Here is a 25,977-nt window from a genome sequence, read left to right on the forward strand (position 1 = left end):
AAATGTATTAGCTCGCTCTAAGGTGGTTCTTAAGATAACTTAAGAAAGACGATGTGATTATTTTTCGTGCTGTTTTTTCTTGAGGTAACTCAAAAATTCAGGTGTCACGCCTAAATATGAGGCAATCATATATTGAGGTACTCGTTGTTCGATATTGCGGTATTCTTTAATGAATCGCTGATAACGCGTAAAGACATCTGCACTCATGTGCTCAATCGTTCGCTCTTGTAAAGCGACATAAGCACTTTGTATTTTTAATCGAAAGAACGTCGAAATTGCTGGAATCTCAGCATAGAGTTGCTCGAGATTTTCTCTGCTAATTTGAACAATAGTAGCAGGTTCAATGGATTGAATAAACAGCTTGGATTCTTTTTGAGTCAAAAAACTGTATAAATCATTGATCCACCATTCTTCAATCCCGATTTGCAAGGTATGTTCTTGTGTATTTTCATCCAGGTAATAACAACGCGCACTTCCTTGAGCAATAAATCGCATATGCTGTGATAATTGCCCTGGTTGTAGTAAAAGTTCCTTTCGCTTGAGTAAAACAATTTCGGCAACTTCACTTATTCGCTGTATTTCCTTCTCATTTAAAGCAATTGTTTGCTGTAAATGCTGTATCAACACCTCAATGGGATTTACATCCATATTCTTTCTTTTTCTTTTTTATATTACCATCTCCACACTTGTGGTTCTTCTTTCCAAATCAATAGACGGAACTGTTCATACAACTGGCTCGTTCCAATTGTATGGGTATCGCGTATATCTTTTCCTACTTCTAATTTGTGTAAAGCCCCTGAATACGTTCCTACCCAAAGTACTTTTTCATCATCAGATACTGCAATTCCACTAATAGTTCCACCAACAAAAAACTGTCCTACATCTTCTCCTGCTTTATTAATCAAGCGAATGTAACCATAAGCATCTCCTAAAACGTAATAGTCCTGCATAGCAACCCCTTGGTATACGCGCATTCCTTCATCCATATAAATAAAGTCATCACTTTCTTCATACGCTTCTACTTCCATGCCTTCTAATTTCGTTGCATCTACTCCAATCGTTACTCCATTGTAGAAGTGACAAGAATTAGTAATTAACTGTTGATCATCTTTCGAAAATAAACAAAAATGCGGATAAGACGACTGTGGTCCTACGCTTCCTACTTCTTTTCCATCCACATGTAAAATACGGTGATCTCTATCTTGATCTCCTACAACAATATAGGTATTATCCTGTGATAACGCTGCATTTTCCATATCAATATAGAAATCATATCCTTCTGCTGCAGCCTCTTGTTTTTCTTCTTCTGTCAACACAGGGTGAATCAATTGTTTCTTCTGCTCCTCTAAAAGGTAAACTCCTTCTGATGAAACAAATAAAATGCGTTTTCCATCATTGAAAGGAATCAATTTTGAGATTCCTACAGTAGCAAGCTCTCCCAGTTCAACTGTAGCAATCACTGGACCATTCCACCCTTGATGCGTGATAATTTTATCTGCATAAGCAATCGCAAATACGTTGTTGCGCATTGATTTTCCCAATCCTTTGATGGTATCATCTAACAAATTTACGTTGGTACCTGATACCAAATAGGCTGTACGAGGCTCGTACGAAGTTCCTGCTAAGAATGCAACTATATCGGTATCGATAACAACAATATCGCCAATATATTGAGACTTCTCTTCCAAGATAGGAATTAAAGGAGGATAAGCTGGTGGAAACGAAGCTCTAAAAGCATCTACACTTCCTTCCGCATTCGCTTGTTTCAGCAATTCAAATACCGCTGGACCTAAATGATCTCGCTTATCTTCTGGTTCTTCTCCTTTCCAATTTTCCCAACCGTGCTCTTTACCAAAAGCAACCATTTCATTGATCGCTTTGGCATAGCGTTCTCCTTTTGTAAACCATTCTTGTTGAAGGGCTGTTGTATTATTTTCTTCTGATTTCATCTTACTTTTTTTATGGCTTAAAGATACTTCGAATTCTCATTTCTTTTTATCCCTACAATTGTGGATATTCCATAAAAAAACGAGAGTTCCTAAAATAGAAACTCTCGTATATGTTATACTTGCTCGCCTTTCATCATTTTTGACCAATACAAATAAGGCAGGAGATGTTTTTTTAGCATCCACAAACGCCAATGTTCCTTATGACTGGAAAACACCAACATTTGCTTCAATTTAGGATCAGGAATAAATTCATTTTTATAATTAAATTCAGCCAATACCATTTTGCCATAGCCCGTTACCAGTGGACATGAAGAATATCCGTTGTAGTCAGTATTGTTTGCTTCTTGATTATGTAGTAAACGCATGAGATTGTCTACCACAACAGGAACTTGCTTGCGAATAGCGGCTCCTGTTTTCGCCGTTGGTAATCCTGCCACATCGCCTAAACCAAAGATATTCTTATACTTGTTATGTTGTAAGCTATGATGATTCACATCCAACCAACCTGCCACATTGACTAAATTGGAGGTTTGGATAAATTTTGGAGCTGTTTGAGGTGGTGCCAAATGCAAAAAATCAAAAGGCATGGCTACTACCCCATCTGCTAATACTTGGGTTTGTTGGTCATCAGAGGTAACAAAGCAATGATTATCTTGTGCATTGGTCGGTTTAAAGTAAGCCATTTTTTTAGCTGCATCAATGCGAATTGGATTATGCAATGGCATAAAATCAATCTGATAACGATCAATGACTTTCAATAAGGTATCGGCTATTTGCTTTACGCCAAAAATCACACTTCCTGGCATTGGAAAATAGACCTTTGTTTTTTTATCTAATCCTTTCTTTCGAAAATAATCGCAAGCAAGGTACATGATTTTTTGAGGGGCACCTCCACATTTAATCGGCGTACTGGGTTGCGTAAAAATAGCAGTTCCTCCTTGAAAAGCTTGGAGTTGTTTCCACGTATACTCGGGATCAATATAATTACTACATACAACTCCTTGTTCTACTGCTTCCGCTAAGCCTTCAATGAGTGAATAATCATTCACCAAACCAGGGCAGACCACTAAATAATCATAGGTTAATGTTCCGGCTTGCGTTGTTATTGCTTGGTGTTCTGGATCGAATCCCGTAACAGCTTCTTGAATCCACATTACTCCTGGAGGAATCAAAGAAGCCATCGGTTTTATTGTTTTTTTCTTGTCATAAGCACCTGCACCAACCAATGTCCAAGCCGGTTGATAATAATGATCCGTTGCGGGATCCACAAGTGCAATATCTAAACTTGAATCTTTCTTTTTCAACTGAGCAGCAGTCATAATACCTGCTGTTCCAGCTCCTATTATGAGAATTTGATAATGCGTTTTCATGTTGTTCGTTTTTGGTTTGACTCTCCAAAATAGGAATTAATATCGGAGTAACGTGTAACAATTGTTACCGTTTTTTTTAGACTGATCCTTTTTACTGCTGTCACAAGGATACACAACGAATTGTATACGAATAATTTAGCAGGTTTTTTTATTGATACATTTGAATCACCGCTTCTAATTGCTCTTGAATACCCTCATCCAAAACCCCTCCGTGATAACAGATGATTTTTGTTGGTTGCAACTGTTTTATTTTCTTTACTGAGGCAACTGCTTGTCGCATATCCAATGTGAATTGTGGATTGGCAATATTGAGTCTACCTTCTTCAATGACCAAAGCATCATTGGCTATTAGCGTCTTCGTTTGGTGATCAAATAGCGAGAGATGACCTTTGGTATGCCCTGGTGTGTGAATTACTTGAATCTCATCCACTACATAATCTCCATCTTCTAGCGTATGATGTACAGGTATGCGTTTGATGTTGTTTAGTTGACTAATAAAATTTTCCGCCCAAGAACGATATTCCACAGGCATCTGTTTCAACGAAGCTTCCGCTTGTTCCAAACGCTCAGATTTTATCGCTCCTGTAACTGCATCTTGCTCAATAGCACTGCAATACACCTGAATAGTAGGATTTTCTTCTACAAACAATGGCAGTGCTCCCAAATGATCAATATCATCATGACTAATCACTATTTTGGTAATCGCAGCCAATGGCATACCTAATTTCGCCAATTCTACTTTAAATTGAGTGAACGTTTCTTCATACCCACAATCCACTAACAAGACTTCATCTGCTGTTTTAATGACAGTTGGACCTAGCGAAATGATTTGTCCAGCGACTTCTTGCTCGATTGTGAAATTGACTATTTGCATTTTTTATGGGCTTTTTTATGTGAAATATTTTTTGTAGCGCGTTGTTTTGTTCAGTAAAAATACCCTTTTACAAAAACAAAAAGGCAAATAAACGAAATATTACTCTGCCTTTCGTTCGCCTAAGTCTTCGATCAAACGCACTAAATATCCATCGGGATCTTGTACGAGAAATTGTTTTTGTCCGAATTCAATCGTATCAGCTCTATACCAACGTTCTTCTACTGGAAGAAACACCGTATAGTTTGCTTGCTCTAATCGAGTTAAAATAGGGGCTATTGCCTCTACTTCTATTTGGAAATTAATCCCTCTGCCGAATGGTTTCTCCATCGAACCTGTTTGCCAGCTTTGATCCATTGTATCTTCTTGTTCTAACATGAGTTGAGCACCGTCTAATTCCAAATAAGCAAAAAATTCTTCTTTGCGTTCATATAAAATAGAAAATCCGATATACTCACACCAAAAGTGCAAACTAGTGGTTAAATTGGTTACCACGAGTTCAGGAACTAAAGTTGCCCATTTGATTTGCTCACTTCTCATCTATTTTCATTTAAAAGATAAAGGTACAACCTACTTTATTAAAGCACAAAAAAAGGCGTATCATCGATACGCCTTTCTATTCTTATTCTCCTTTTTTTGCTCTTCTTGAACGAGCTAAAAGTGTATTTTTTAGTAACATTGCGATGGTCATCGGACCTACTCCACCAGGTACGGGAGTAATGAATGCTGCTTTTTTGCTTACTTCATCAAAGTCAACGTCTCCAGCAATCACATATCCTCTTGGTGCATTGGCATCTGGAACACGTGTGATCCCAACATCAACTACCGTTACTCCGTCTTTTACCATGTCTGCTTTTAAGAAGTAAGGTACTCCCAATGCAGAGATGATGATATCGGCTTCTTTTGTAATAGCAGCAATATCTTTAGTACGGCTATGCGTTAATGTTACGGTTGCGTCTCCAGGATATCCTTTTCTACTCAACAAAATACTCATCGGGCGACCTACAATATGAGAACGACCAATTACCACGACATTTTTACCTGCTGTTTCTACTTTGTAACGCTCTAGTAATTCCATAATTCCGTAAGGCGTAGCGGGTAAGAACGTTTCCATTTCTAAAGCCATTTTTCCAAAGTTTGTCGGATGAAATCCATCCACATCTTTGTCTGCATCAACAGCCATCAAAATTTTTTGTTCGTCTATGTGTTTCGGTAAAGGCAATTGTACAATATATCCATCAATTGCTGGATTTTCGTTCAATTCTTTAATTTTTGCCAATAGCTCTACTTCTGTTGTTTCTTCAGGTAAAGCGACTAAAGTAGATTCAAATCCAATTTGTTCGCATGATTTTACCTTACTTCCAACGTAAGTTAAACTTGCTCCATTGCTTCCCACAAGCACTGCTGCCAAATGGGGAACCTTTTCACCGCGAGCTTTCATTTGTTGAACCTCAGCAGCAATTTCATTTTTGATATCTTCCGATACCTTTTTTCCGTCTAGTAGTTGCATTAAATCGTAATAATTAGTGTGTTGTTGTATGTAAAATAAAGAAGGTTTAAACTTCATTTTGAACCTTAAACCTTCTTTGTATTCTTATTGCATTCCTTTCATTTGTCCCATCATTCGCATCAAGTTCTTTCCTTTTGCTCCCTGCATCATCTTCATCATCTTGCTCATTTGATCGAACTGTTTCAACAATTGATTTACCTGTTGAATATCTGTCCCTGATCCTTTGGCAATACGTTGTTTTCGCTTTGCATCAAGAACCGAAGGAGTTGCTCTTTCTTTGGGTGTCATCGAGTGAATAATCGCTTCGATGTGTTTGAACGCGTCGTCTTCGATTTCCACATCTTTCAATGCTTTTCCAACGCCTGGTAACATCCCGACTAAGTCTTTCATGCTACCCATTTTTTTCACTTGTTGAATTTGCGTCAAGAAATCGTCAAATCCGAATTCGTTTTTCGCAATTTTCTTCTGGATTTTACGCGCTTCCTCTTCGTCGTATTGTGCTTGTGCACGTTCTACTAAGGAAATAACGTCTCCCATTCCCAAAATACGGTCAGCCATACGCTCTGGGTAGAAAACGTCAATTGCGTCCATTTTCTCACCTGTACCAATAAATTTAATTGGTTTGTTTACTACTGACTTAATTGAAATGGCAGCTCCACCACGTGTATCCCCGTCTAACTTTGTTAGGATTACTCCATCAAAATTTAAACGATCGTTAAATGCTTTTGCTGTATTTACGGCATCTTGTCCTGTCATGGAATCCACAACGAATAATGTTTCGTGTGGAGTAATTGCTTTGTGAATATTAGCAATCTCCGTCATCATCTCTTCATCCACAGCCAAACGACCTGCAGTATCGACAATAACTACGTTGAATCCTTTTGCTTTTGCGTGTTTAATCGCGTTTTCAGCAATTTGAACAGGGTTGTTATTTCCTTCTTCTGAATATACCTCAACACCTAATTGTTCTCCAACTACGTGTAACTGATTAATAGCCGCAGGACGGTATACGTCACACGCTACTAACAACGGTTTTTTATTCTTTTTTGTTTGCAAGAAGTTTGCCAATTTACCAGAAAAGGTTGTTTTACCAGATCCTTGTAAACCAGACATCAAAATAACAGATGGATTACCCGATAGATTAATTCCAGCTGCTTCACCTCCCATTAATTGAGTAAGTTCATCTTTGACAATCTTAATCATCAATTGGCCTGGTTGAAGCGTAGTCAATACATCTTGTCCTAAGGCTTTATCTTTTACTTTATTCGTAAAATCTTTGGCAATCTTAAAGTTAACGTCGGCATCTAAAAGGGCTCTACGCACCTCTTTTAAGGTATCTGCAACGTTTACCTCGGTAATTTTACCATGTCCCTTAAGAATATGAAAGGCTTTATCTAATTTATCGCTTAAATTATCAAACATATCGGTATTATTTAATACTTTGAAGCGCCAAAGATACTATATAACTCGTTAAGTCACAAAAAGCAAAAGCAGGAAAATGGTCTTTTTTGAAAATAATATCCCAAATCAATTTTTCCCTTCTGTTGTTTGTTTTGTAATTTCCTTTGTTTTCCTAGGCTTAAAATGTCTTTAAGCCAATTCAAACCCCACAATTGTTTGTCGCTGTCCTGATGAATGAATAACGTCAATTCCAAAAAAATCAAATCCATTGCTTTTCAATTCTTCTGGTGTAATTCGTTCACCCGAAAGCAAGGTGATGTCCCCGTCCTCATTCAAAAACTCCTCCATTTCTTCCTCGTAATCAATATTGTGATACGCATAGACGATAACTTCAAACTCTGTTTCTCCTTGTAAACACAACAATTGTAGTTCATCCTGACGTTGCTCCAGTAATTCCTCTTCGTATTCATCACAAAACATTGCATCATAGCCGTGTTTGGCATAATCAAAAAGTAAAATACGTTCTTTGGTTTCCACATCTTCGGCATAGACCATAACAGGAAAATCATCCTGATCCACCAATAGCTTAATATCTTCTGCATAGGTTCCACAATAATAGAAGTTAAACGTTCGTCCTGCTGTAGCAGATTGAATTTGTCCACGCCATTCAATGTCAATCCTCTCTTGAAAATACGATGGAGTATCATAAGTAACAACAGAAGCTAAATACGTAGGAGCCTCATAAGTAGATGGATTTTTCATGCCTTTTTATTTAAAGCAACAAGGTAACTTGTTTTTTACAACTGTCTTTCCATTCGTCCTACTTTTTTCTTCTTTTTCTTCTTTGATGTGCCTCAGTTTATATAACGGTGCTTTAATATTCGCTTAATATTAGAATAGACTACAAGCTTTACTTTAGCCTAAAATAACTTGTTCGTATGAATACAGCAAAAGACAAATGGATTACCACTTATTACAATTTACATTGGGATGTGCTTTATCAATATTCGTATAATATTTTAAGGGATCAAACCTTAGCTTCGGATGTTGTTCAGGATGTTTTTATTTCAATTTGGGACAACTATGACAGCTTAGCCATTGACAATGCTAAAGCGTATCTAATTACAGCCGTAAAAAACAAAAGTCTCTATTACCTCAAGAAAGTTCCATTCAATACCATACAATTAGAGTCTGTGTATCATGTTTTAACTGAACACGAATTACTCACCAATGAAGAGGAAAGCCTGTTTAAGGAGCAATTGCTGCAATTAATTTACAACAAAGCCCAAGAAGTACTACCTAAACGATGTTTGGAAATTTTTAATCTTCGCTTTTACAGCCATCAAAGCTATAAAGAGATAGCCTCTAAACTAGCAATCTCAGAAAGTACAGTGGAGAATCAAATTTCCAAAGCATTAAAAACACTAAAATCAACCCTACCTTATTCGTTAGATTTTTATTTTTTATTATTCTACCTCTTCCCTATTTCGGATTATTACCAAATTGTAATGTAATTTAAGAAAACGTTAGTATTGTTTGGTTACGTGGGGGCATGCTCCTGTTTTGTGCTCTTTCCTATATAAGACCAAAACAATGGAAAAAAAGTTCAAAACCATTTTACAACAATACTTACAAGATTCAGCTTCATCTAAAGAAAATGAAGCCATTGAATCATTTGTACACAAAATGCAAGAGGATGGTATTTCTTTGGAAGAAGTACAGCAAAATCTTCCACTCAAAAACACCTTATATCGCTCCATTCTCACTCAATCTTCTGCCAAGAAGAGACGTTTAAAAAAGAGACGAAACCTAGGGGTTATTGGTGTTTTTTTAATCCTACTGCTGGGCCCCCTAGGATACTATCTGCAAACGGAGTTTCCTCAAACCTATACGTCAGCTGAGGATACTCGACTAATTACCTTAGCCGATCAATCTAAAATCACCCTATACCCCCATAGTGAATTGACCATTTCTAGCTCGTATAATCAAACGGATCGTCAAGTTCAACTGAAAGGAAAAGCTTTTTTTTCGATTAGTAAAAACAAACTACTCGCTTTTACGGTGCAAACGAAAGATTTAGAAACCTCCGTTTTAGGTACATCCTTTCTTATAGCAGAAAACAAAACTTCTACCGCTATTGAGGTTCGCACGGGAAAAGTAAAAGTGCAAACGAAAACCCCTACAGATTACGTCATTCTTCTCCCTCAAGAATCTGCTCATTTTGAAAATCAACACCTTCAAAAGTACAATGCACAAAACGATCGCATCTCTTCTTGGAATCCATCGTTAAACATGGTCAATGCCTCTTTTGCGCATTGGAAATCGAGTATTGAACGCGAATTTGACATCATCATTTTATCTGAGAGCAAAGCCATTCAACACATCAAGATAACTGGAGATTATCGCAACAGTAATTTACAGGATATCCTGGATAGTTTTTGCTTTATCAACAACTTAAGCTATAACAATCAAAACAATTTAATAACTATAAACGAAACAAACACACATGATTCACAACGCTAAATTGAGCAGGCGAATACGCTTGTATATCGCTTGTTTTATTTTCTTAAGTGCTCAATACAACTATGCTTTTAGTCAAGATCGCATGGACAGTGCAAAAACAATGAATATCGTATTGGCTACAAAGAAAACCAATGTCGGATATGTTTTTAAAGCTATTGAAGAGCAAACCTCATATAAGATTGTTTTCTCTTCTGAAATGATCGACACAAATATGATTATTTCATTTGCAAACACCTCAACAGAACTCAACCGTTTATTGGATGTCATTGCCAAAGAAACAACAACAGCTTATCGCATCAACAACAATTTAATTTCTTTTAAACGCGAAGCTCAACGCACACAAGTGACAGAGCAAGTGGCACAAACCATTAGAGGAAAAGTCATTGATACAACTGGAGAAGCTTTACCAGGTGCAATTATTCAGGTGCAAGACGGAACCGCGAGCACGTTGAGTGATGTCGATGGAAACTTCAGCATCAAAGCAGTTCCTGGTCAAGATTATTTACAAGTCTCTTTTGTGGGTTTTACATCACAAGTCGTAGCAGCAAAAAACAACCTAACCATCCAATTAGGAGAAAGCACCAATGATTTAGATGAGATCATTATTGTGGGATACGGTACCCAACAGAAAAGATTGGTCACCACTGCTATTGATAAGATGAGTGTTACCCAAGAAAATATGCGTACCGTAGCTTCTCCCGTTGAATTGCTACAAGGCAAAATGGCCGGTGTAAATGTCAATACTAGTTCTGGAAACTTAGGAACAGGCGAGCGCGTTTCGATCCGTGGAATTTCTTCAATTAGCGCGAGTAATGAACCCTTGTATGTGGTTGACGGTATTCCGCTATATAATCCTTCTGCCGAATTGTTTAATATGGGAGAAGGGATGAGTTCACTGAATACCATCAACATGAAAGACATCGAGTCAATTGAGGTACTAAAGGACGCTGCCGCTGCTGCCATCTATGGTTCTCGTGCAAATAATGGAGTTATTATAATTACAACAAAATCAGGAAAGAAAAACAGCAGTGCTGTTCGTTTTAATATCAATACTGGAATCTCTGAATTTGCTAATAAAAACAAGTTAAAAATCACGAATTCAGAAAAATATATTGCGCAATACAACGAAGGAGTATCCAACTACAACAAGCAATACAACTTACAAGTTGGCGATAAAGACTACAAGAGTCCAATTAGCAATCCCTTCGGCAATCTACCAGATACCAATTGGCTAAACGTTATTACACAACGCGGAACATTTACGGATGTAGATTTATCTTTTTCTGGAGGTTCCGAAAAGACCACCTACTATCTTGGTGCTTCTTACTTACAACAAGATGGAGTAATCAAGACTAACAGCATGAAACGCTATAACTTAAATACAAAGCTTCAAACTGAAGTTACTCCTTGGTTGACTATTGGTACGAATAACAACCTATCCTATGTACGCAATAATCAGGTTCCTGGGCCTAATTTAGGAACTACAATTATAGCCCGAGCTATTGAACAACGTCCTTTTGACCGCCCTTACAAACCTAATGGAGACTACTACATCGGAGGTACAGAGGAGTTACTTCGACACAATCCCATTCAAATCCTCAACGAGCAAAAAACCTATTTAGACTTGTTTCGCTACATTGGAAATGTCTATGCAGATATCAAAATTCTACCTAATCTGACATTCCGCAATAGCATCAATACAGACTTTAATTACACCTATGATTATTTGTACTACAATGAAAAACATCCCTATGGTACAGGAGTAGGTCGTTTGGTTGACTCCAAACGAACGATTTTGAATCTAGAGACAGAAAATATTTTAACGTATAACCAAAATTTCAATGATTTTGGATTAACGGCTATGGCTGGTCATACGTTCCAAAAAGTAACAAATAATACAACGGGAATTGATGGACGTGGTTTCCCATCTCCTTCGTTTGACGTAATCAATGTAGCTTCTGAAATTACTGGTGCAACGGGATATGTAACAGAATACGCGATGGAATCTTATTTTTCTAGGGTTACGTTAGACTACCAGAGCAAGTATATTCTGAATGCTTCCATTCGTACAGATGGTTCTTCCAAATTTGCTCCTGATACGCGTTGGGGATGGTTTCCCTCGGTATCCTTAGGTTGGAATATTGACCAAGAGGATTTCATGCAAGAAGTAGGGATTGATGCAAAACTAAGATTGAGCTACGGAAGTACCGGAAATCAAGAGGGCATCAACAATTATGGGTATTTATCGTTACTCTCTGGAGGCAATGATTATGGATTAGAAAGTGGTATTTCCGTTTCTAGTTTTGGGAATAATACCTTGACTTGGGAAAAGGCCAACCAAACGAACTTTGGAATGGATGTCGCTTTTTTCAATAGACAGCTGACCTTTAGCCTGGATATGTATAAAAAGAAAACCAACAATTTACTTTACTCTATGCCTATTCACGCCACTTCTGGAATGTCGAGTATCTTAACGAATATTGGTTCTATGGAAAACAAAGGAATTGAAATTGCTCTAGGTACAGATTTGACATTCGGAGATTTTCAATGGCAATCTAACTTCAATATTGCTACGAATAAAAACAAAATCACCCAATTGATTGACAACAAAGGAGAACCTTTATCCATTGGTGGAAATCGCGCTTTACAAGTAGGCAAAGACATTGGAGCCTTTTATTTATTTGTCCAAGAAGGAATCTATCAATATGACGGAGAAGTCCCGCAAGAACAATATGAACGCGGTGTTCGCGCTGGTGATGTAAAATGGCGAGATAAAGATGGCAACAACATCATCAACGACAATGATCGAGAAGTGATAGGCAGTTCAAATCCCGATTTCTTTGGTGGTTGGAACAACAGTTTCCGATACAAGAATTTCCAATTCGATATCCTCACGACTTTCTCCTATGGCAATGATGTATATGCAGGATGGAAACCAGGTGTACTAGGTAAACTAGGAGATCGTTTTCCTATTTTGGAAGAATACTATGACAACCGTTGGACTGGCCCTGGTTCTACTGATCGCTATCCAAGAGCATTAATGGGCGATACCAACAACAATAGAAATTCAGATCGTTGGTTGGAAGATGGTTCTTATTTCAAAATCCAAGCGGCAACACTGAGTTACAATTTTGATCAAAAAATCTTGGATCGCCTTAAAATCAAAGGGCTTCGCGTTTACGTTCAAGGAACGAACCTACTGCTATTGACGAAGTATTCGGGATGGGATCCTAGTGTAAGTCCAAGTTTAGATGCTCGTTTTTATGGAAATGATGCCTTAGGCGTTCCTCCTACGCGTAACTTCTCTATTGGTTTAAATGTCAACTTTTAATCGAACAACAAAATGAAAAAAATACTATTATTCTGCCTCAGTCTCACTCTTTTTTCTTGTAGCAAAGAGTTAGACCTATACCCAAGAACGGGAATTTCTCCAGAAGCCGTTACACCAAATGATCTCAAAGCATTAGAAAATGGGATGTATAACAATGTACAAAACGATCCCAAAAGAGAATCGTGGATTATGTATGATATTATTGGTGGCAACGTACAAGGATCTAGCACAACAAGCAAAGATGTCATCAACAATACTTTAAACCCACTCAACAGCATCATTGTAAGCAGTTGGAAAGGCTATTATAGTGCACTTTATCAAGTAAATAATGTCATTGCTATTGCCGAAGATCTTCCATTAGATGAAAACACCCGTCGAGTTAGAGGTACCGCACATTACTTTAGAGCCTATATCAATTATAGTCTCGTAACAAGATGGGGGGATGTTCCTTTACTCACTCAAAACACCCTAGAAAAACCAGTGCGTAGTCCGAAAGCCTTAGTTTGGGAACAAATCGAGAAAGATTTAGTGGCTGCCAAAGAATTTTTAGCGACTTCCAAAAGTTACTATTACGTTTCACAAGATGCCGTAACAGCACTACAAGCAAGGGTGATGCTTTCACAAAACAAAATGCAAGAAGCGTCTACCTTAGCAGAAAGTCTCATCACCAATGGCAAATACGCTTTGGATACTTTTGAAAAGATTTTTCGCAAAGAAGCAAATACTGAAATTATTTTTGCTTTTGAAAACCTAACTCCTGAATCATCAAATACCATAAGTACGCTTTTTTACAACTATGGTCATCCAAATAAAGGAAGTTATGTATATGCTCCTTCCAAAGAAATTTTAGAACTCATCACCGCTACAGATAAACGAAGAGCTATTTCTTTTGGTGTTTTTGGTGGTCAAGATTGCATCAACAAATACCCAAGTGGACAAACGGGTACAGATCCGGTAATTATCTCGAGAATAGCCGAGATGTATTTGATCAGTGCGGAAGCTTCTTCTCTTACTTTAGGTGCGGAACGACTTAATGCCGTTCGAACTGCAAGAGGTTTACCTGAAGTACATCCCACCTCTTCAGCAGAAATGCAAACGCTTGTACTTGAAGAAAGACGAAAAGAATTCTTAGCGGAAGGGTTTGCGTATTACGATTATGTACGCACCAATACAGCTACAAAATACTTAGGTCTTTTGAACTACCAACATCTCCTACCTATTCCTGGTGGTGAACTACAATTAAATGATAAATTAACTCCTAATCCTGGTTACTAATGAAATCTCTAAAACTATTATTATTCGGTCTATTCATCCATTTTCAAGTATCATGTCAAACAAAATCGGATGATAACTTTACTATCTATAAGGCAGTTCCTAAAACAGAAATGGGAACCCAATTGGTTCAAAACAGCAATTTAATCGCACAAATATTTAAGGATTCAACCTATACCCTAACGAATGGAGTTCAAGTCAATGAATTATCCTATTTGGCTACAAAAGGATATTCCATGAAAACCTATGTTTACACCCTTGATTTAAACAATCCTCAAATATCTGTCGTGGCTTCTATGCCCCACAATAAACCTGAATTTGCGATGCAACCCATGACAGGACAAGCAACAGCATTACTAAATCCCAACTATGAGGTTGTAGGGGGTGTTAATGGCGATTTTTACGATATGACTACTGGTGTTCCTAGAGGTATATTCGTTTTTAATGGAATGATTTTAAGAGCTTCCTATACCGCTAGAAATGAAGGATATTTAGCAGTAAACAAACAAAACAAAGTAAGTTTAGAAGAAATAACAAACTTTGATCAGCAAGCCAATCAGCTTCAGCAAGCTGTATCTGGTGGTGTTTGGTTGGTTAAAAATGGACAGACCGTTGTACAAACTGACAAGGAAATTCACCCGCGTACTGCAGTTGGTATGACGAATAAGAATCAACTGCTGTTGATGGTTGTAGATGGTCGAAACTACACTTGGTCTAATGGGATGAATTACGAAGATCTAGGTGATTTTATGCGCAGCATTGGAGCCGAAAAAGCTTTAAATCTTGATGGTGGAGGAAGTTCAACTTTCTTCATCAATCCTAATTTTGCTGTTAATAAATTCCTTATCCGCAATCTACCTTCTGACAATGGAGGAATTGAACGAGCAGTTGGAAACGGAATCATCATTACAAAAACAAAATAAACATGAAGACACAGCCAATCAAACCTACCTTTCTGTTAGGATTTCTCTCCGCGATTTTGTTTTGCTTCTTCGGGTGTAGTGCTGATGATAATCGCTATGGTTTTACCCCAACGAATCCCAATTTAGCGCTGGCACAACAGGATTTTGAAGTAAGCAAAGAAAAGGGAGAACTAACCGTGAGTTTTGAGTCCAACTTACCTTGGCGCATAGAATCTAATGACAATTGGATCGCTTCCAACCTCCTTCGAGGTGATGCTGGAAAGCATACCATAACAATTACCTACGACAAGAATTTAGCTTTAGCAGATCGCGTAGGATCATTGACCCTTAAAATTACGGATGACAGCAAAGAAAAAATTACGATTAAACAGGATAAAGCAAGTCTTGATGATACTTATACTCATTACTATGTAAAAGAAAATGGTACAGGTGATGGAAGTAGTTGGGAACAAGCGACAACCTTAAATCAAGCGTTGCAACTTGCTCTAAACAATAATGATATCATTCATATTGCAGAGGGAATACATTATCCTGGCAAACATGAGCTAATTCTCGATACAGCTGATAAGGACAAAACGTTCTTGATTCAGGCCAACATCAAGCTTATTGGTGGTTATCCCAAAGATGCTACAGCGGGAAGTAAACCGAATCCTCAAGCACAGACGATTCTTTCTGGAGCGAACCAAAGTGTACATGTTTTGACGATTTTGGCTCAAAAAATAACTGGTTTAACGGTAACTTTAGAAAATTTAACTGTCACAGAAGGAAATGGAGATGCAGGAGCGAGTAATTTAACAGTAAAAGGGTTTAGCGTTCCTCGAGACCATGGAGCAGGTATCATCATCATGGAATCTGCGGTAACAATGAACAATTGTAAAGTAATTAAAAACCAATCTGGACGTCATGCAGCGGGAATTTTCGCAACACAAAAAAGTACAGTAACAATTACGCATAGTGTTATCAACGAAAATGTGGGACTAAACAGCAACTCCAATGGGGGTGGAATTTTCGTCAACAATTCCATGATGCAGCTATCTTTCACTGACGTTTCTTTCAACAAAGCAGGTGGTGTATCTGGCGGAATCCAAACCTTGAATAATTCGGAAATCAACCTCACCAATGTAACGGTTACAAATAACCAAGCCAATAGCAATGCTGGAGGATTTTATCACAGAGGAAATTCGAAATCGGTGGTCATCAATTCCTATTTTTACAACAACACCGCAACAGAAGGAGGAGGAATTTCTACACATGATGGTGCGGTATTGCATTTGATTAACAGCACTTTGTACAGAAATGAATCCAAAAAATTATATGGTGCCATTAACAATCAAGCAAACAATACAGTTTATCTCTATAACAGTTTGTTGTTTGACAATCCTAGTACAGCCAATAACAATGGAATCAATCCTGCAGGTACTTTAACTGTTACTCAATCAGCTATACAACCTCAACTCTTTGGGGAGGAAAATGTAGTGTCTGGATCTTTTACTACTCAAGATCTCCAAACTGCCAATCCTTTACAACTCATGCCGAGTAGTGCAGCTAGTCCGATTGCAACGAAAGGAATGAATGAAACCGAATTAATGGAACTGCGCAATAGATTAGGTATTACTATCCCAATTGATGTATTTACTTCTGATTTAAATAACAAATCAAGAGCAGGTAGCAATACCATGGGCGCTTATCGCTTATAACCGATTATTTTTTCTATCACTTATATCATGTAAAGCCATCCTAACTATAGGATGGCTTTACTTTTATGGTTTACTAGATTTTCCCTTGATTACAAAAAAAGGATACAACTCAAGGCTCTTCTTGGTATCACCGTTTTCGTACCTCCAAATATTCCAATTGCTCCTCTGTAATTTATATGTAATTTTGTGCGACATACAAATTCAAAATCATGTCGACTCTTGATGTAGCTTTTAAACGATTTCAAGCTGATATTTCACGAATTACTAGACCCGAGAAATTTACTTTTCCATTTTACTATGAGCCTCATCCTTTGAGTATCATGGCAAGTGAGGAGTTACAACGCGAACTGGAATCCCATGCTTTGCTTGCTCCTTTGTTTGACCCAGTGAATTCCGAATGTTTACCTGCTGGTAAAATGTTTGGTGTACTAGTCGTTGAAAACCAAGCGGGGGAATTGGGTTATTTACGTGGGTTTTCAGGAAAATTGGGCTCGTTTACGCATCTGGAAGGATTTGTTCCGCCAGTCTTTGACTTGTGGAATAAAGACAGTTTCTTCACAAAAGAAGAAGCGGTCTTAAACGCCATCAATGCACAAATTGAAGCGCTACAAAAAGACAGCATCTATCAACACACAAAAGAATTACTTCAACAACAAATTGCCTCGGAGAAAAAAGCGATAACGGATAAAAAACAGTTGCTCAAACAATTGAAAAACGAGCGTAAAGTACTTCGTGAACAACAAGAAAGCCAACTTAATCCGCTTGAATTTGAAGCGTTTAATGCGGATTTAATCAAGCAAAGTTTACGCGATAAACATGAATTACGTGTATTAACGGCCTATTGGCAGGAACAAATCGAAGCAACTCAACAGCTTATTTGCGATTTTGACCTGCATATTAACAGTCTAAAAGAAGAGCGCAAGCAAAAATCGAATGCCTTACAGCGTCAGCTTTTTCAACAGTATCGCTTCCTCAATTACAACCAAGAGGAACAAGATTTACTCGATATTTTCGAAAAAACAACGCTTCAACAGCCTCCTGCAGCAGCGGGTGATTGTGCGGCGCCAAAATTATTGCAATATGCTTACCTCAACGGATATAAACCGCTGGCTATGGCTGAATTCTGGTGGGGAGAATCTCCTAAATCGGAAATTCGCAAACACCTCCATTACTACCCTGCTTGTCGCGGTAAATGTGAACCCATCTTAGGACATATGTTACAAGGATTAGCAGTGGATGACAATCCACTGCTTGTCAACCCAGAACTGCAACGTCCAATTGAAATTGTCTATGAAGATGAGGACCTCGCAATTGTCAATAAACCAGAGGAATTTCTCAGTGTTCCGGGGATTTATATTCAAGATTCCGTTTACGAACGCATGAAAATACGCTACCCAAAAGCAACAGGCCCTATTATTGTACATCGTTTGGATATGGCGACTTCTGGTATTTTAATTATTGCCAAAAATAAAGAAGCACACAAAGCCTTGCAGAGTCAGTTTATCAAGAAAACAGTGACCAAGCGCTATGTGGCTTTACTAGATGGAATTGTAGAAGGGAATGAAGGGTACATCGATCTACCTTTACGCGTCGATTTAGAAGATCGCCCGCGTCAAATGGTGTGCTTTGAACATGGTAAACCCGCTAAAACCAAATGGGTAGTCATTGAACGAAAAGACGGAAAAACCAAAGTGTACTTTTATCCGATTACAGGTAGAACCCATCAATTGCGTATGCATGCTTCTCATCCGATGGGATTAAACACACCTATTGTAGGGGATGATTTATATGGTACAAAGGGTACCCGCTTGTTTTTACATGCTGAATCTATTACGTTCAAACACCCTAGAACGCAAGAAACAGTTAGCTTCCAAGTGAAAGAGGGATTTTGATAGGAAATGATTTGTGAGGTTTGTGCTTTGTGAGGTTTGTTGTAAAAGTTTTTTTTGCTTTTTTGCGAGAGGTTTTTTTGCAAATCGTCTTCAATCGATAAATCCGATTTTACCCTCTCACCTTCTATCTCATGGGTTTATTTCGTATTCGATGAATATATCTCACCTATTTTATATTGGTTTTGGCATTCGATGAATCTACACTTCGCTTCGATTTTCACTGCGTTCCGATTTCACCTTCTCACCTTCTCACCACCTCACTTTCTCATCACCTCACCCTCTCGCTACCTCATCACCTCACCCTCTCGCTACCTCATCCCAAAAAATTCCCTATCTTTAACTAAAAACGAGGGTATGCCAGATAAAAAAGCACAACTACGGTTACACAAACGAATTGCAACGGGATTATTTCTAATCATGGCTATTGTTTACTTGGTCATGGTGTATCTGCTAAAATATAGTCCAGCGAATTGGATGGGCTATGTCAAGGCATTTGCTGAAGCCGCTATGGTGGGAGCTTTAGCGGATTGGTTTGCGGTAACGGCTTTGTTTCGTCATCCCATGGGATTAAAAATTCCACATACCAATTTAATTGAAAACAAGAAAAATGACATTGGTGATAATCTAGGCAACTTCGTTAGGGAGAATTTTCTCACGCCGACAACGATACGCCCTTATATTGATAAGCTTCAAGTGGCTCATTTTTTATCTACTTGGCTCAATCAACCTAAAAGCCAACAGCTCGTAGAACGAGAGCTGGTTTTCTTGATGCAATCCATTATTGAGGATCTCAATGAAAAACAAATCATTGATTTCTTGACTAAAAAAGCACAACAAGGCATCGAACAAATCAACCTGCAACAGTTTGTTGCTCAAGGGGTACGCTATGCTATCGATCAAAATGAACACAACCGTTTGATTACTTTGGTTTTACCTAAAATTCAGAGCTATGTGGAAGAACATCGAACAGAAATATACAATCAAATTATAGCGAAAAAACCTCTTTTGGGGTTAGTAGGTGGAAAAACGGTTACGAATCAATTAATTAAAGGGCTACACGCATTCTTGGAGGATATTCAGACCAATGAGCAGCATAAAATGAGAGAAGAAATCACCTTACAATTAACCCAACTCGCCACGGATCTTGAAACATCACCTACCTGGAAAGAGAAATTACACGACCTTTTACATCAATTTGTTACGGAAGAGGTCATCCATCAATACTTGACCGATTTTTGGCAGACCTCAAAACAGACATTGCTTACTCAGCTTCAAGACGAAGGTTCGACTGTGCGTACTTATATGAAACAAACGATTCAATCCATCGCGCAGAACATTACACAAGATCTCGATTTACAACAGCGACTCAACCATTGGACGCAAGTAACCTTATATCGATTAGCTTTGCGCAATACCCAAGAAGTAAGCACCTTGATTCGCAATACAGTGGATCAATGGGATGGTCGTGAACTCAGTGATAAGCTAGAACTTGAAGTAGGTAAAGATTTGCAATTTATCCGAATCAACGGAACCCTCGTTGGTGGATTGGTAGGTTTACTGATTTACTGTTTAACTCAATTCTTGTAAGCTCACAAAACGACTGCGAATATGATCCGTCAACATTTTCTGTACTTGAGGATCGGATTCTGTTTGTTTTAAGAAATCAAAATACGACAGCATTTCATTAGTTCGCTCTAGCGAAAGTTGAATATTGGCTGTACTTAAAAACGTATCAAAAGAGATATGCGCTGCACATACATAGTCAAAGAGGTATTCTTTCCCTCCTCTTTCCAAGAGTTCTTGGGCTAAAATATGGTAGTTTTGAAAAACGGAAAAACTCACTTGAGCGACTTTGCCCAATTCTATAAATAAATCGCGAATTAGGTCAATATGAACCGTGTGAATCTGATCGCAAACAATACTTGCAATTTGTTGCCTAAAGATATAATTCTCATCTTTGAACTTCGCGCCAAATTTTCCGTTCCATTTTAATTCCAACCATTCGCGATCTGTTGCGTTATAATTTGTAATAAACGTCTGGATTCCAACATGCTCTACCGACATACTCCCTTTTTTTAATTCTATTTTTTCCCTAGGGCTAAGGTAAGATATAAATTTTGGTCTGAATTTATTAAAATATGTTTTTTCATAAAAAGAAAAATAAAGAGGCTTATATCATTACTTCAAGCTAAAGAGGCTATCCAAAAAAATAGAGGAACCTTCTACGATTTGGATTTTTGAGTTCCCTATCTGTGAGGATAAGAATAAAAACAAAAATAGAAGAGGGTGACCTTTTGGGATCCCCTCTTTCTACTTCGTTTTCTTACAGCAAAATCATTAAAACAATAGTTGCTATAAAAACTTAATCTATCCTATTAAACTAAATTAGCTTCAAATAAAGCAACATAATCTGTATTACTCTCCACATCCGTTTCATCAATTAAGGACCATATCGCGGTACCAGAAGCACTATACTTCAAATAGTTTCTAACAGCCCCCCCAGTAGGTATATGCTTATTACCTGCTGTAATTGGATGCGTATACACGGTATCAACTGCACTTATTACATTTGATGCCGAAATTGAGATATTTGCTCCTGCTGTATAGTTCTTCCCTCCATGTTCAACAATAGCATCTTTTAACACTTTCGCATCCCATAGTTTACCTACAGTTTCTACACCCGCATCAATAATAGTTTTAGTTCCTGTAGTATAAGTAGTATTTGTATTAGTTGCATTTAGGATTCCATCAGCTGTAATGGCAAGATTTGCCCCTACTTTTATCCCCCCCAATGTGGTTGTAGAAGCCATTGGAAGTGAATAATTATTTGCTCCAGCAGCCATTCCGTCTAACTTGCTTTTTAAGGTAGTTGTAAAGCTTGCGGTTGTTTCGTCTAGAACCGTTTTATTACTATGTGTGTGAAATCTGACATCATTTCCTTGTGCTACTGTACCTGCTGCCGTTCCAAAATTTACTGCTAACGTACGATTTGCTATTAAACTTCCTCCTCCTGTTAACCCTGTACCAGCTGTTATAGTTCGAGTATTAAGGACATATTTGTCATCAGATTCGGCTTTAGTATAAAAACCACTCAAATCTACAATTCCTCCTAAAGCATCCCATCCATCAGTCAACTCACCTCCAGTTCCACCAACCCATGCATAATTCATACCTGTTTCTTCGATATTCCATACATCTCCAATTTGATTGTCTACAGTAGGTAGATTTACATATTTCGGCTTACTTCCCTTAGGGCGATATACGCCAGCTAGTTTAGTATTAATAGCTGTATCTGTTTCTGTTTTCGTATAGGTTGATGATTTATCTGCTTTACCACTTAATTTTGTATCAACCTCTGCTTTTGTATAAAAAGTAGCTAGGCTAGTTTTAATAATTTTAATTTCTTTAGCTATTCTAATAGCCAAAGCCGATATTCTTTCTTGTAAATTCATTGTATTATTTTTTAATGTTGAACAATCATCCAATCAATCTGGACTTTCTCACCCAGACTATTTGAAATCAGTAAATTAGAATAGTGTATTTGAATTTTATTAGCGGATTCAGAAACCACATAATGACTAGCTGATTCAATATGACTAGCAGGCGATTGGGCAGGATCAGCCTTTGTAAGTGAATAAATAACCATCTTATTTGTAGTCAAGATAGGAGAGTGATTGATTATAGCTATCCCTGTATTTAATCCGTTACTTGATATCCACGTCCCTTTTGCTAAAACCTTTATTTTACTCTGCCTTTTTTCCTTTAAAGCATAAGCAAACCGGAGTGTTAATTCTGAAAGTTTTTTATGTATCATTTTTCAACTATTTTCCAATCGATTTTCAATCTTCCTCCAATTGATCCTATATAGGCATTTGTCACGTGTACTCGAAATCCTGTACTTTGTCTATCCACTACATAGTGTTTTGCCGCTTCTAAAGTAGCAGATGGAGTGGAAGTATCTGAAACTCTTACAACTGTATAAATAACCATTGTCTTAAGTGTATCGACATTAGGATGGCTAATCATAGCTAAACCGTTAGTTGCTCCTAAAGACATGTTATAAGTTCCTGAAGCAAGTACTTTTAGTCCTCCTTCTTGATTAATACTATTAATTTCTTGCGCAACTCTTTTAGCTAAGGCCTCAATTCTTTGTTTTATATTCATGCTAATTCTTGTTCAAATTTTTCTACAAAATCTACTGGCGGATATAGCTCATTTTGAATATTTATTACTTCAAGTCGTTCTGCTTTGTTATTAATCACTTCCGACAGACCTTGTACATCCTCTAATATTAATTTTTCATCACTATGTCGATAGCTTTCTATCCAAGTCCAGAATTGTTCCTGTGTAGGTTTTTTCCCATTAGAGAACCAACCTTTTATTGTTTGCTTTGTTGCCATTTTATAAAATATAATAGTTTATAAAGAATCTCCAGCGGACAAAATCAAATACCCCAGCACCTTGCACATAAAAATCTTTATTTAGCAAACTAGTAGTATCTTCAAGAACATGATGACTTAAGGGATCAAAGGCATTGGGTGGACTAAAAAAAGTATTACTCACGGTACTTAGCGAATAAAACAATCTTGAGCTCTTGGCGTAATTTCCTGGTATTTTTTTTCGGAATTGATGTTGCACTAATCCTCCTGGATTAGATCCATATTGCTTTAAATCACTTTGAACGATTTCAATCTGACCGTGAATTGGAGTTTCTAACTTTAGTACACGATTGGTTAAACTTGTCAAAGCATCAAAACGCTTAAAAGACTCCCAAGTTAAAGCACCAACTCCACTACCAAATTGATAATATCTTTTCTTTAAAATCGTTTTGGTTTGACCATCTTCAAATATTGCTGCTGTACTTTCTTCAATCAAGACAATTGTACTTCCTTTTTGACCTCCTAGAAACTTAAACAATTCACCATTGACATAAACATAGCCATCTGAAACATTGTTTCCTATCTCCACACAACCAGAAATAATAGTCTTATCTCCTGCTAAAGCACCAAAGACATTAAATAAAGAATAAGCTTCTTCTATATCATTAAAAATATTGGTATCTATCGGAAATCCCCCTGTCTGTTGAAAATTAAATTTATTCATAGTTTTCAATTTTATATTGCATTCCTGCGAGTTTAAAATAATTAACAATTGCATTCAATTGATAACTATCATATTGTAAAGAAGAAGGAACTTGAATAATAAAATCACTTGTTCCTCTGTAATCTACTCTTTGATGAAGGTAAAAAACACCTAAATATTTTGTTTTTTGCTCCCCCTTTGTATAGATATAGAATCTATCATACTGGTTACCATCAATAATTTTTATTCTTCTTCTTTCAATATCAAAAATATCATTAAGTATTTTTCGTAAGAAACATACCTGTCCATTATGTTCTAGATTGTAAAAAGTATCTTGTCTCTTTTGCACAAAATCATATTGAATCTGTCGAATAGGCTCTATCATGGCCTCCAGCCAAGCAATTAATCCTACTTTGCGGAGAGATATGGGAAGCATCAGTAAGATTAGCTTCTTAAAATCAATATTATACCACATAGTTAATTCCTGTAAATGATTCAACTTTGAAATAACCTGAGGCGGGTAATCGTTTAACATCTATGCCCGTAAATTCACCATAACCACCTAAAGCGGGATCAATCCATTTACTTTGAGCAGCGTCAATTTGAACAATCTTTACACCTTCTGTTTGCTCAATTTTATTGGCTAAATCCTGTAGAATCAATTCTCCATTAAAAGGTAATTCTTTCATAAATTCCAAAATTGCTTCTTGCACGGGATACTTCCCTGTAAGAATGCTCATTCCCCTATCTGTCAGCACCAAAGGATCTCGAAAGATTCGCATCGAAAGCTGTAAAATATCAGGTTCATAATTCACAACCGTAATTGCAACACCCGCATATTTTATTTCGGAAAAATAAGCACTAAAAGCTTCAAATTCAGCCGCTGTAATTGGGGTTAATTCCTGCTCTTTTTCTGTGGCTATTTTAACAACTAAACGACTTTCTGTAGCTGCATCAACCACAGCAGCATATTTGATAATCTTACTATCTTTTATTTGTTCTGCATTTAAACCCTGATTATTAAATCGATCTGAATCTGCAATCAACTCTACTCCATACTGAAAATCCAGTGCTTTTCTTCTATACCACTTGGAAGTTCCGGGCTTTAATTCTGCTAACGCCTGATCAACCTCTTTTTTGTGCTGATCAAAAATTCCTTCTAATAACCAAATACTAAAAGCGATAATGTCAAACCACAGATTTTCCAACGATACTTTACTGAATTGCTGCGCAAAAGATTTATTTGCATCTAATCCATATTTTTCGATGATAACTTCATTCTCTCGGAATGAATCCGTCATCACTGTTTTTATTTCTTCTCTATTTCTCATACTCCAACAATAAAATCTTTATTAATCGCCCAATAGCTAATACCTTCTTTTACGATTTCTTCTACTGCACGATAACCTGTTGCGGGAGGATACATCCGATACGTTTTTACTACATTATTTTGTATGGATCCTGCTGGCTTATACTCCTTTCCAATGGGAAAATCATCTGTAATCGACACCTCATTGGCCAAGGCCATGATCAAAGTATTATTAATCGTTCCTGTACTCTCTAATACAAGATCTAAAAAGCATTGTTCATTTTTAATTTTTATAGTTTGCATCAATGACAAAGGGTTTATTAGGGAATAAGTCCAAACGATAAACAACTAACTCATCTTGGGCAAACTGTTCGCGAATGCGATGTCTCCAAGCGAGGTAATCGTGATCCAAGAGCATATTACTCAAGCCAACGCCCAAGGTTGGATTCGCTTTCCATTCCCCAGGGTGTGTAATGAGAATCAATGATTTGTTTTGTTCTACAATATCATCAACCACCATGCCTTGCACAATTAGCCCTTGAGCATCGCGTTGTACCTCAACCTGTATATCCATGAAGGCAGGATGCTCATTATCTCCCTGAATCTGTATTCCAATTTTTTTACTCATTTTATAGTTCCTTGAATTGTTCCTGTTACTGCACCACCTGAATTTGCTAATCCCCCTAAATACTCGATTTCACCTTGTTTTACATAACTATCAATCACAGTGGCTAAACGCGTTGCAAATTCATTAAAAGAGTTTTGCTCTCTTTTCATCATATCTTCAAGCAATAGCTTGATTTCCGTTTCTAGTTTACTCTTATCTAAAGCCATATCTCTTTGTTTT

27 protein-coding genes are annotated in these 25,977 nt (G+C 37.4%); 8 read left to right on the forward strand and 19 right to left on the reverse strand.

Annotation, left to right across the window (positions count from 1 at the left end; genetic code table 11):
- Positions 1-57: 57 nt before the first annotated feature.
- The 8 genes from AWV75_RS15555 to AWV75_RS15590 all read right to left on the reverse strand — a co-directional run bounded on the left by AWV75_RS15555 (position 58) and on the right by AWV75_RS15590 (position 7,863).
- Positions 58-648, reverse strand: a complete 591-nt coding sequence (locus tag AWV75_RS15555) for a Crp/Fnr family transcriptional regulator (protein ID WP_060875234.1) — start codon at positions 646-648, stop codon at positions 58-60.
- 23 nt (positions 649-671) lie between these two features.
- Positions 672-1,949, reverse strand: a complete 1,278-nt coding sequence (locus AWV75_RS15560) for a YncE family protein (RefSeq protein WP_060875235.1) — start codon at positions 1,947-1,949, stop codon at positions 672-674.
- A gap of 113 nt (positions 1,950-2,062) precedes the next feature.
- Complete coding sequence (locus AWV75_RS15565; protein ID WP_060875236.1) at positions 2,063-3,319, reverse strand: NAD(P)/FAD-dependent oxidoreductase; 1,257 nt, start codon at positions 3,317-3,319, stop codon at positions 2,063-2,065.
- Between the two features lie 148 nt (positions 3,320-3,467).
- Positions 3,468-4,193: an MBL fold metallo-hydrolase gene (locus tag AWV75_RS15570; RefSeq protein ID WP_060875237.1), complete on the reverse strand. Its 726-nt coding sequence runs from the start codon at positions 4,191-4,193 to the stop codon at positions 3,468-3,470.
- Between the two features lie 99 nt (positions 4,194-4,292).
- A complete protein-coding gene (locus tag AWV75_RS15575) occupies positions 4,293-4,730 on the reverse strand; it encodes a bleomycin resistance protein (protein WP_060875238.1) in 438 nt (145 codons plus the stop codon).
- Between the two features lie 82 nt (positions 4,731-4,812).
- Positions 4,813-5,700, reverse strand: a complete 888-nt coding sequence (locus tag AWV75_RS15580; protein WP_060875239.1) for a bifunctional 5,10-methylenetetrahydrofolate dehydrogenase/5,10-methenyltetrahydrofolate cyclohydrolase — start codon at positions 5,698-5,700, stop codon at positions 4,813-4,815.
- Positions 5,701-5,784: 84 nt separating this feature from the next.
- Positions 5,785-7,122, reverse strand: coding sequence for a signal recognition particle protein (ffh, locus tag AWV75_RS15585; protein ID WP_060875240.1), 1,338 nt, complete (start codon positions 7,120-7,122; stop codon positions 5,785-5,787).
- A 168-nt stretch (positions 7,123-7,290) separates the two neighbouring features.
- The gene (locus tag AWV75_RS15590) at positions 7,291-7,863 is read right to left on the reverse strand and encodes a hypothetical protein (RefSeq protein ID WP_060875241.1); all 573 of its coding nucleotides are present in this window, start codon (positions 7,861-7,863) and stop codon (positions 7,291-7,293) included.
- Between the two features lie 176 nt (positions 7,864-8,039).
- Between AWV75_RS15590 and AWV75_RS15595 the strand changes: the two genes are divergently transcribed.
- From AWV75_RS15595 to AWV75_RS15630, 8 genes are all read left to right on the forward strand, one after another.
- Positions 8,040-8,615 (forward strand): sigma-70 family RNA polymerase sigma factor, encoded by a 576-nt coding sequence (locus tag AWV75_RS15595; RefSeq protein ID WP_060875242.1) that lies wholly within the window; start codon positions 8,040-8,042, stop codon positions 8,613-8,615.
- Positions 8,616-8,694: 79 nt separating this feature from the next.
- Entirely contained in the window at positions 8,695-9,624 is a 930-nt protein-coding gene (locus tag AWV75_RS15600; RefSeq protein ID WP_060875243.1) for a FecR family protein, read from the forward strand.
- Positions 9,608-12,955, forward strand: coding sequence for a SusC/RagA family TonB-linked outer membrane protein (locus tag AWV75_RS15605; protein WP_060875244.1), 3,348 nt, complete (start codon positions 9,608-9,610; stop codon positions 12,953-12,955). The genes AWV75_RS15600 and AWV75_RS15605 overlap by 17 nt, the downstream gene beginning before the upstream one ends.
- Positions 12,956-12,967: 12 nt before the next feature.
- Positions 12,968-14,230 (forward strand): RagB/SusD family nutrient uptake outer membrane protein, encoded by a 1,263-nt coding sequence (locus AWV75_RS15610; RefSeq protein ID WP_060875245.1) that lies wholly within the window; start codon positions 12,968-12,970, stop codon positions 14,228-14,230.
- Positions 14,230-15,150 carry a phosphodiester glycosidase family protein gene (locus AWV75_RS15615; protein WP_060875246.1) on the forward strand — a complete coding sequence of 307 codons (921 nt, stop codon included), beginning with the start codon at positions 14,230-14,232 and terminating at the stop codon, positions 15,148-15,150. The genes AWV75_RS15610 and AWV75_RS15615 overlap by 1 nt, the downstream gene beginning before the upstream one ends.
- A 2-nt stretch (positions 15,151-15,152) precedes the next feature.
- On the forward strand, positions 15,153-16,847 hold the full coding sequence (locus tag AWV75_RS15620) for a BACON domain-containing protein (protein WP_060875247.1): 1,695 nt from the start codon (positions 15,153-15,155) through the stop codon (positions 16,845-16,847).
- A gap of 209 nt (positions 16,848-17,056) precedes the next feature.
- A complete protein-coding gene (locus AWV75_RS15625) occupies positions 17,057-18,739 on the forward strand; it encodes an RluA family pseudouridine synthase (RefSeq protein WP_060875248.1) in 1,683 nt (560 codons plus the stop codon).
- A gap of 354 nt (positions 18,740-19,093) precedes the next feature.
- A complete protein-coding gene (locus AWV75_RS15630; protein ID WP_060875249.1) occupies positions 19,094-20,326 on the forward strand; it encodes a DUF445 domain-containing protein in 1,233 nt (410 codons plus the stop codon).
- Here the strand turns inward: AWV75_RS15630 and AWV75_RS15635 are convergent.
- The 11 genes from AWV75_RS15635 to AWV75_RS15685 all read right to left on the reverse strand — a co-directional run bounded on the left by AWV75_RS15635 (position 20,309) and on the right by AWV75_RS15685 (position 25,964).
- Positions 20,309-20,803, reverse strand: coding sequence for a hypothetical protein (locus AWV75_RS15635; protein WP_060875250.1), 495 nt, complete (start codon positions 20,801-20,803; stop codon positions 20,309-20,311). The genes AWV75_RS15630 and AWV75_RS15635 overlap by 18 nt on opposite strands.
- Before the next feature lie 311 nt (positions 20,804-21,114).
- Positions 21,115-22,191, reverse strand: coding sequence for a head fiber protein (locus AWV75_RS15640; RefSeq protein ID WP_060875251.1), 1,077 nt, complete (start codon positions 22,189-22,191; stop codon positions 21,115-21,117).
- 11 nt (positions 22,192-22,202) lie between these two features.
- A complete protein-coding gene (locus tag AWV75_RS15645; RefSeq protein ID WP_060875252.1) occupies positions 22,203-22,553 on the reverse strand; it encodes a hypothetical protein in 351 nt (116 codons plus the stop codon).
- On the reverse strand, positions 22,550-22,903 hold the full coding sequence (locus AWV75_RS15650) for a hypothetical protein (protein WP_060875253.1): 354 nt from the start codon (positions 22,901-22,903) through the stop codon (positions 22,550-22,552). Before AWV75_RS15650 ends, AWV75_RS15645 begins: the two co-directional genes overlap by 4 nt.
- The gene (locus tag AWV75_RS15655) at positions 22,900-23,139 is read right to left on the reverse strand and encodes a hypothetical protein (protein WP_060875254.1); all 240 of its coding nucleotides are present in this window, start codon (positions 23,137-23,139) and stop codon (positions 22,900-22,902) included. Before AWV75_RS15655 ends, AWV75_RS15650 begins: the two co-directional genes overlap by 4 nt.
- Before the next feature lies 1 nt (position 23,140).
- Positions 23,141-23,842 (reverse strand): hypothetical protein, encoded by a 702-nt coding sequence (locus tag AWV75_RS15660; protein WP_060875255.1) that lies wholly within the window; start codon positions 23,840-23,842, stop codon positions 23,141-23,143.
- Positions 23,835-24,296 (reverse strand): hypothetical protein, encoded by a 462-nt coding sequence (locus tag AWV75_RS15665; protein WP_060875256.1) that lies wholly within the window; start codon positions 24,294-24,296, stop codon positions 23,835-23,837. The genes AWV75_RS15660 and AWV75_RS15665 overlap by 8 nt, the downstream gene beginning before the upstream one ends.
- Positions 24,286-25,152, reverse strand: coding sequence for a hypothetical protein (locus tag AWV75_RS15670; protein ID WP_060875257.1), 867 nt, complete (start codon positions 25,150-25,152; stop codon positions 24,286-24,288). Before AWV75_RS15670 ends, AWV75_RS15665 begins: the two co-directional genes overlap by 11 nt.
- Positions 25,149-25,433: a hypothetical protein gene (locus AWV75_RS15675; RefSeq protein WP_060875258.1), complete on the reverse strand. Its 285-nt coding sequence runs from the start codon at positions 25,431-25,433 to the stop codon at positions 25,149-25,151. Before AWV75_RS15675 ends, AWV75_RS15670 begins: the two co-directional genes overlap by 4 nt.
- Complete coding sequence (locus AWV75_RS15680; protein WP_060875259.1) at positions 25,414-25,758, reverse strand: hypothetical protein; 345 nt, start codon at positions 25,756-25,758, stop codon at positions 25,414-25,416. The genes AWV75_RS15675 and AWV75_RS15680 overlap by 20 nt, the downstream gene beginning before the upstream one ends.
- On the reverse strand, positions 25,755-25,964 hold the full coding sequence (locus tag AWV75_RS15685; protein ID WP_060875260.1) for a hypothetical protein: 210 nt from the start codon (positions 25,962-25,964) through the stop codon (positions 25,755-25,757). Before AWV75_RS15685 ends, AWV75_RS15680 begins: the two co-directional genes overlap by 4 nt.
- Positions 25,965-25,977: the final 13 nt, after the last annotated feature.

This window comes from Myroides odoratus (assembly GCF_001549985.1).
GTDB classification, from domain to species: domain Bacteria; phylum Bacteroidota; class Bacteroidia; order Flavobacteriales; family Flavobacteriaceae; genus Flavobacterium; species Flavobacterium odoratum_A.

Coding starts and splice junctions, on each gene's coding strand:
- AWV75_RS15600 (WP_060875243.1), top strand. CDS start 8,695: ATGGAAAAAAAGTTCAAAACCATTTTACAACAATACTTACAAGATTCA.
- AWV75_RS15630 (WP_060875249.1), top strand. CDS start 19,094: ATGCCAGATAAAAAAGCACAACTACGGTTACACAAACGAATTGCAACG.
- AWV75_RS15575 (WP_060875238.1), bottom strand. CDS start 4,730: ATGAGAAGTGAGCAAATCAAATGGGCAACTTTAGTTCCTGAACTCGTG.
- ffh (WP_060875240.1), bottom strand. CDS start 7,122: ATGTTTGATAATTTAAGCGATAAATTAGATAAAGCCTTTCATATTCTT.
- AWV75_RS15655 (WP_060875254.1), bottom strand. CDS start 23,139: ATGGCAACAAAGCAAACAATAAAAGGTTGGTTCTCTAATGGGAAAAAA.
- AWV75_RS15560 (WP_060875235.1), bottom strand. CDS start 1,949: ATGAAATCAGAAGAAAATAATACAACAGCCCTTCAACAAGAATGGTTT.
- AWV75_RS15650 (WP_060875253.1), bottom strand. CDS start 22,903: ATGAATATAAAACAAAGAATTGAGGCCTTAGCTAAAAGAGTTGCGCAA.
- AWV75_RS15610 (WP_060875245.1), top strand. CDS start 12,968: ATGAAAAAAATACTATTATTCTGCCTCAGTCTCACTCTTTTTTCTTGT.
- AWV75_RS15625 (WP_060875248.1), top strand. CDS start 17,057: ATGTCGACTCTTGATGTAGCTTTTAAACGATTTCAAGCTGATATTTCA.
- AWV75_RS15620 (WP_060875247.1), top strand. CDS start 15,153: ATGAAGACACAGCCAATCAAACCTACCTTTCTGTTAGGATTTCTCTCC.
- AWV75_RS15645 (WP_060875252.1), bottom strand. CDS start 22,553: ATGATACATAAAAAACTTTCAGAATTAACACTCCGGTTTGCTTATGCT.
- AWV75_RS15555 (WP_060875234.1), bottom strand. CDS start 648: ATGGATGTAAATCCCATTGAGGTGTTGATACAGCATTTACAGCAAACA.
- AWV75_RS15635 (WP_060875250.1), bottom strand. CDS start 20,803: ATGTCGGTAGAGCATGTTGGAATCCAGACGTTTATTACAAATTATAAC.
- AWV75_RS15595 (WP_060875242.1), top strand. CDS start 8,040: ATGAATACAGCAAAAGACAAATGGATTACCACTTATTACAATTTACAT.
- AWV75_RS15640 (WP_060875251.1), bottom strand. CDS start 22,191: ATGAATTTACAAGAAAGAATATCGGCTTTGGCTATTAGAATAGCTAAA.
- AWV75_RS15605 (WP_060875244.1), top strand. CDS start 9,608: ATGATTCACAACGCTAAATTGAGCAGGCGAATACGCTTGTATATCGCT.
- AWV75_RS15565 (WP_060875236.1), bottom strand. CDS start 3,319: ATGAAAACGCATTATCAAATTCTCATAATAGGAGCTGGAACAGCAGGT.
- AWV75_RS15590 (WP_060875241.1), bottom strand. CDS start 7,863: ATGAAAAATCCATCTACTTATGAGGCTCCTACGTATTTAGCTTCTGTT.
- AWV75_RS15615 (WP_060875246.1), top strand. CDS start 14,230: ATGAAATCTCTAAAACTATTATTATTCGGTCTATTCATCCATTTTCAA.
- AWV75_RS15675 (WP_060875258.1), bottom strand. CDS start 25,433: ATGCAAACTATAAAAATTAAAAATGAACAATGCTTTTTAGATCTTGTA.
- AWV75_RS15580 (WP_060875239.1), bottom strand. CDS start 5,700: ATGCAACTACTAGACGGAAAAAAGGTATCGGAAGATATCAAAAATGAA.
- AWV75_RS15665 (WP_060875256.1), bottom strand. CDS start 24,296: ATGTGGTATAATATTGATTTTAAGAAGCTAATCTTACTGATGCTTCCC.
- AWV75_RS15660 (WP_060875255.1), bottom strand. CDS start 23,842: ATGAATAAATTTAATTTTCAACAGACAGGGGGATTTCCGATAGATACC.
- AWV75_RS15670 (WP_060875257.1), bottom strand. CDS start 25,152: ATGAGAAATAGAGAAGAAATAAAAACAGTGATGACGGATTCATTCCGA.
- AWV75_RS15680 (WP_060875259.1), bottom strand. CDS start 25,758: ATGAGTAAAAAAATTGGAATACAGATTCAGGGAGATAATGAGCATCCT.
- AWV75_RS15570 (WP_060875237.1), bottom strand. CDS start 4,193: ATGCAAATAGTCAATTTCACAATCGAGCAAGAAGTCGCTGGACAAATC.
- AWV75_RS15685 (WP_060875260.1), bottom strand. CDS start 25,964: ATGGCTTTAGATAAGAGTAAACTAGAAACGGAAATCAAGCTATTGCTT.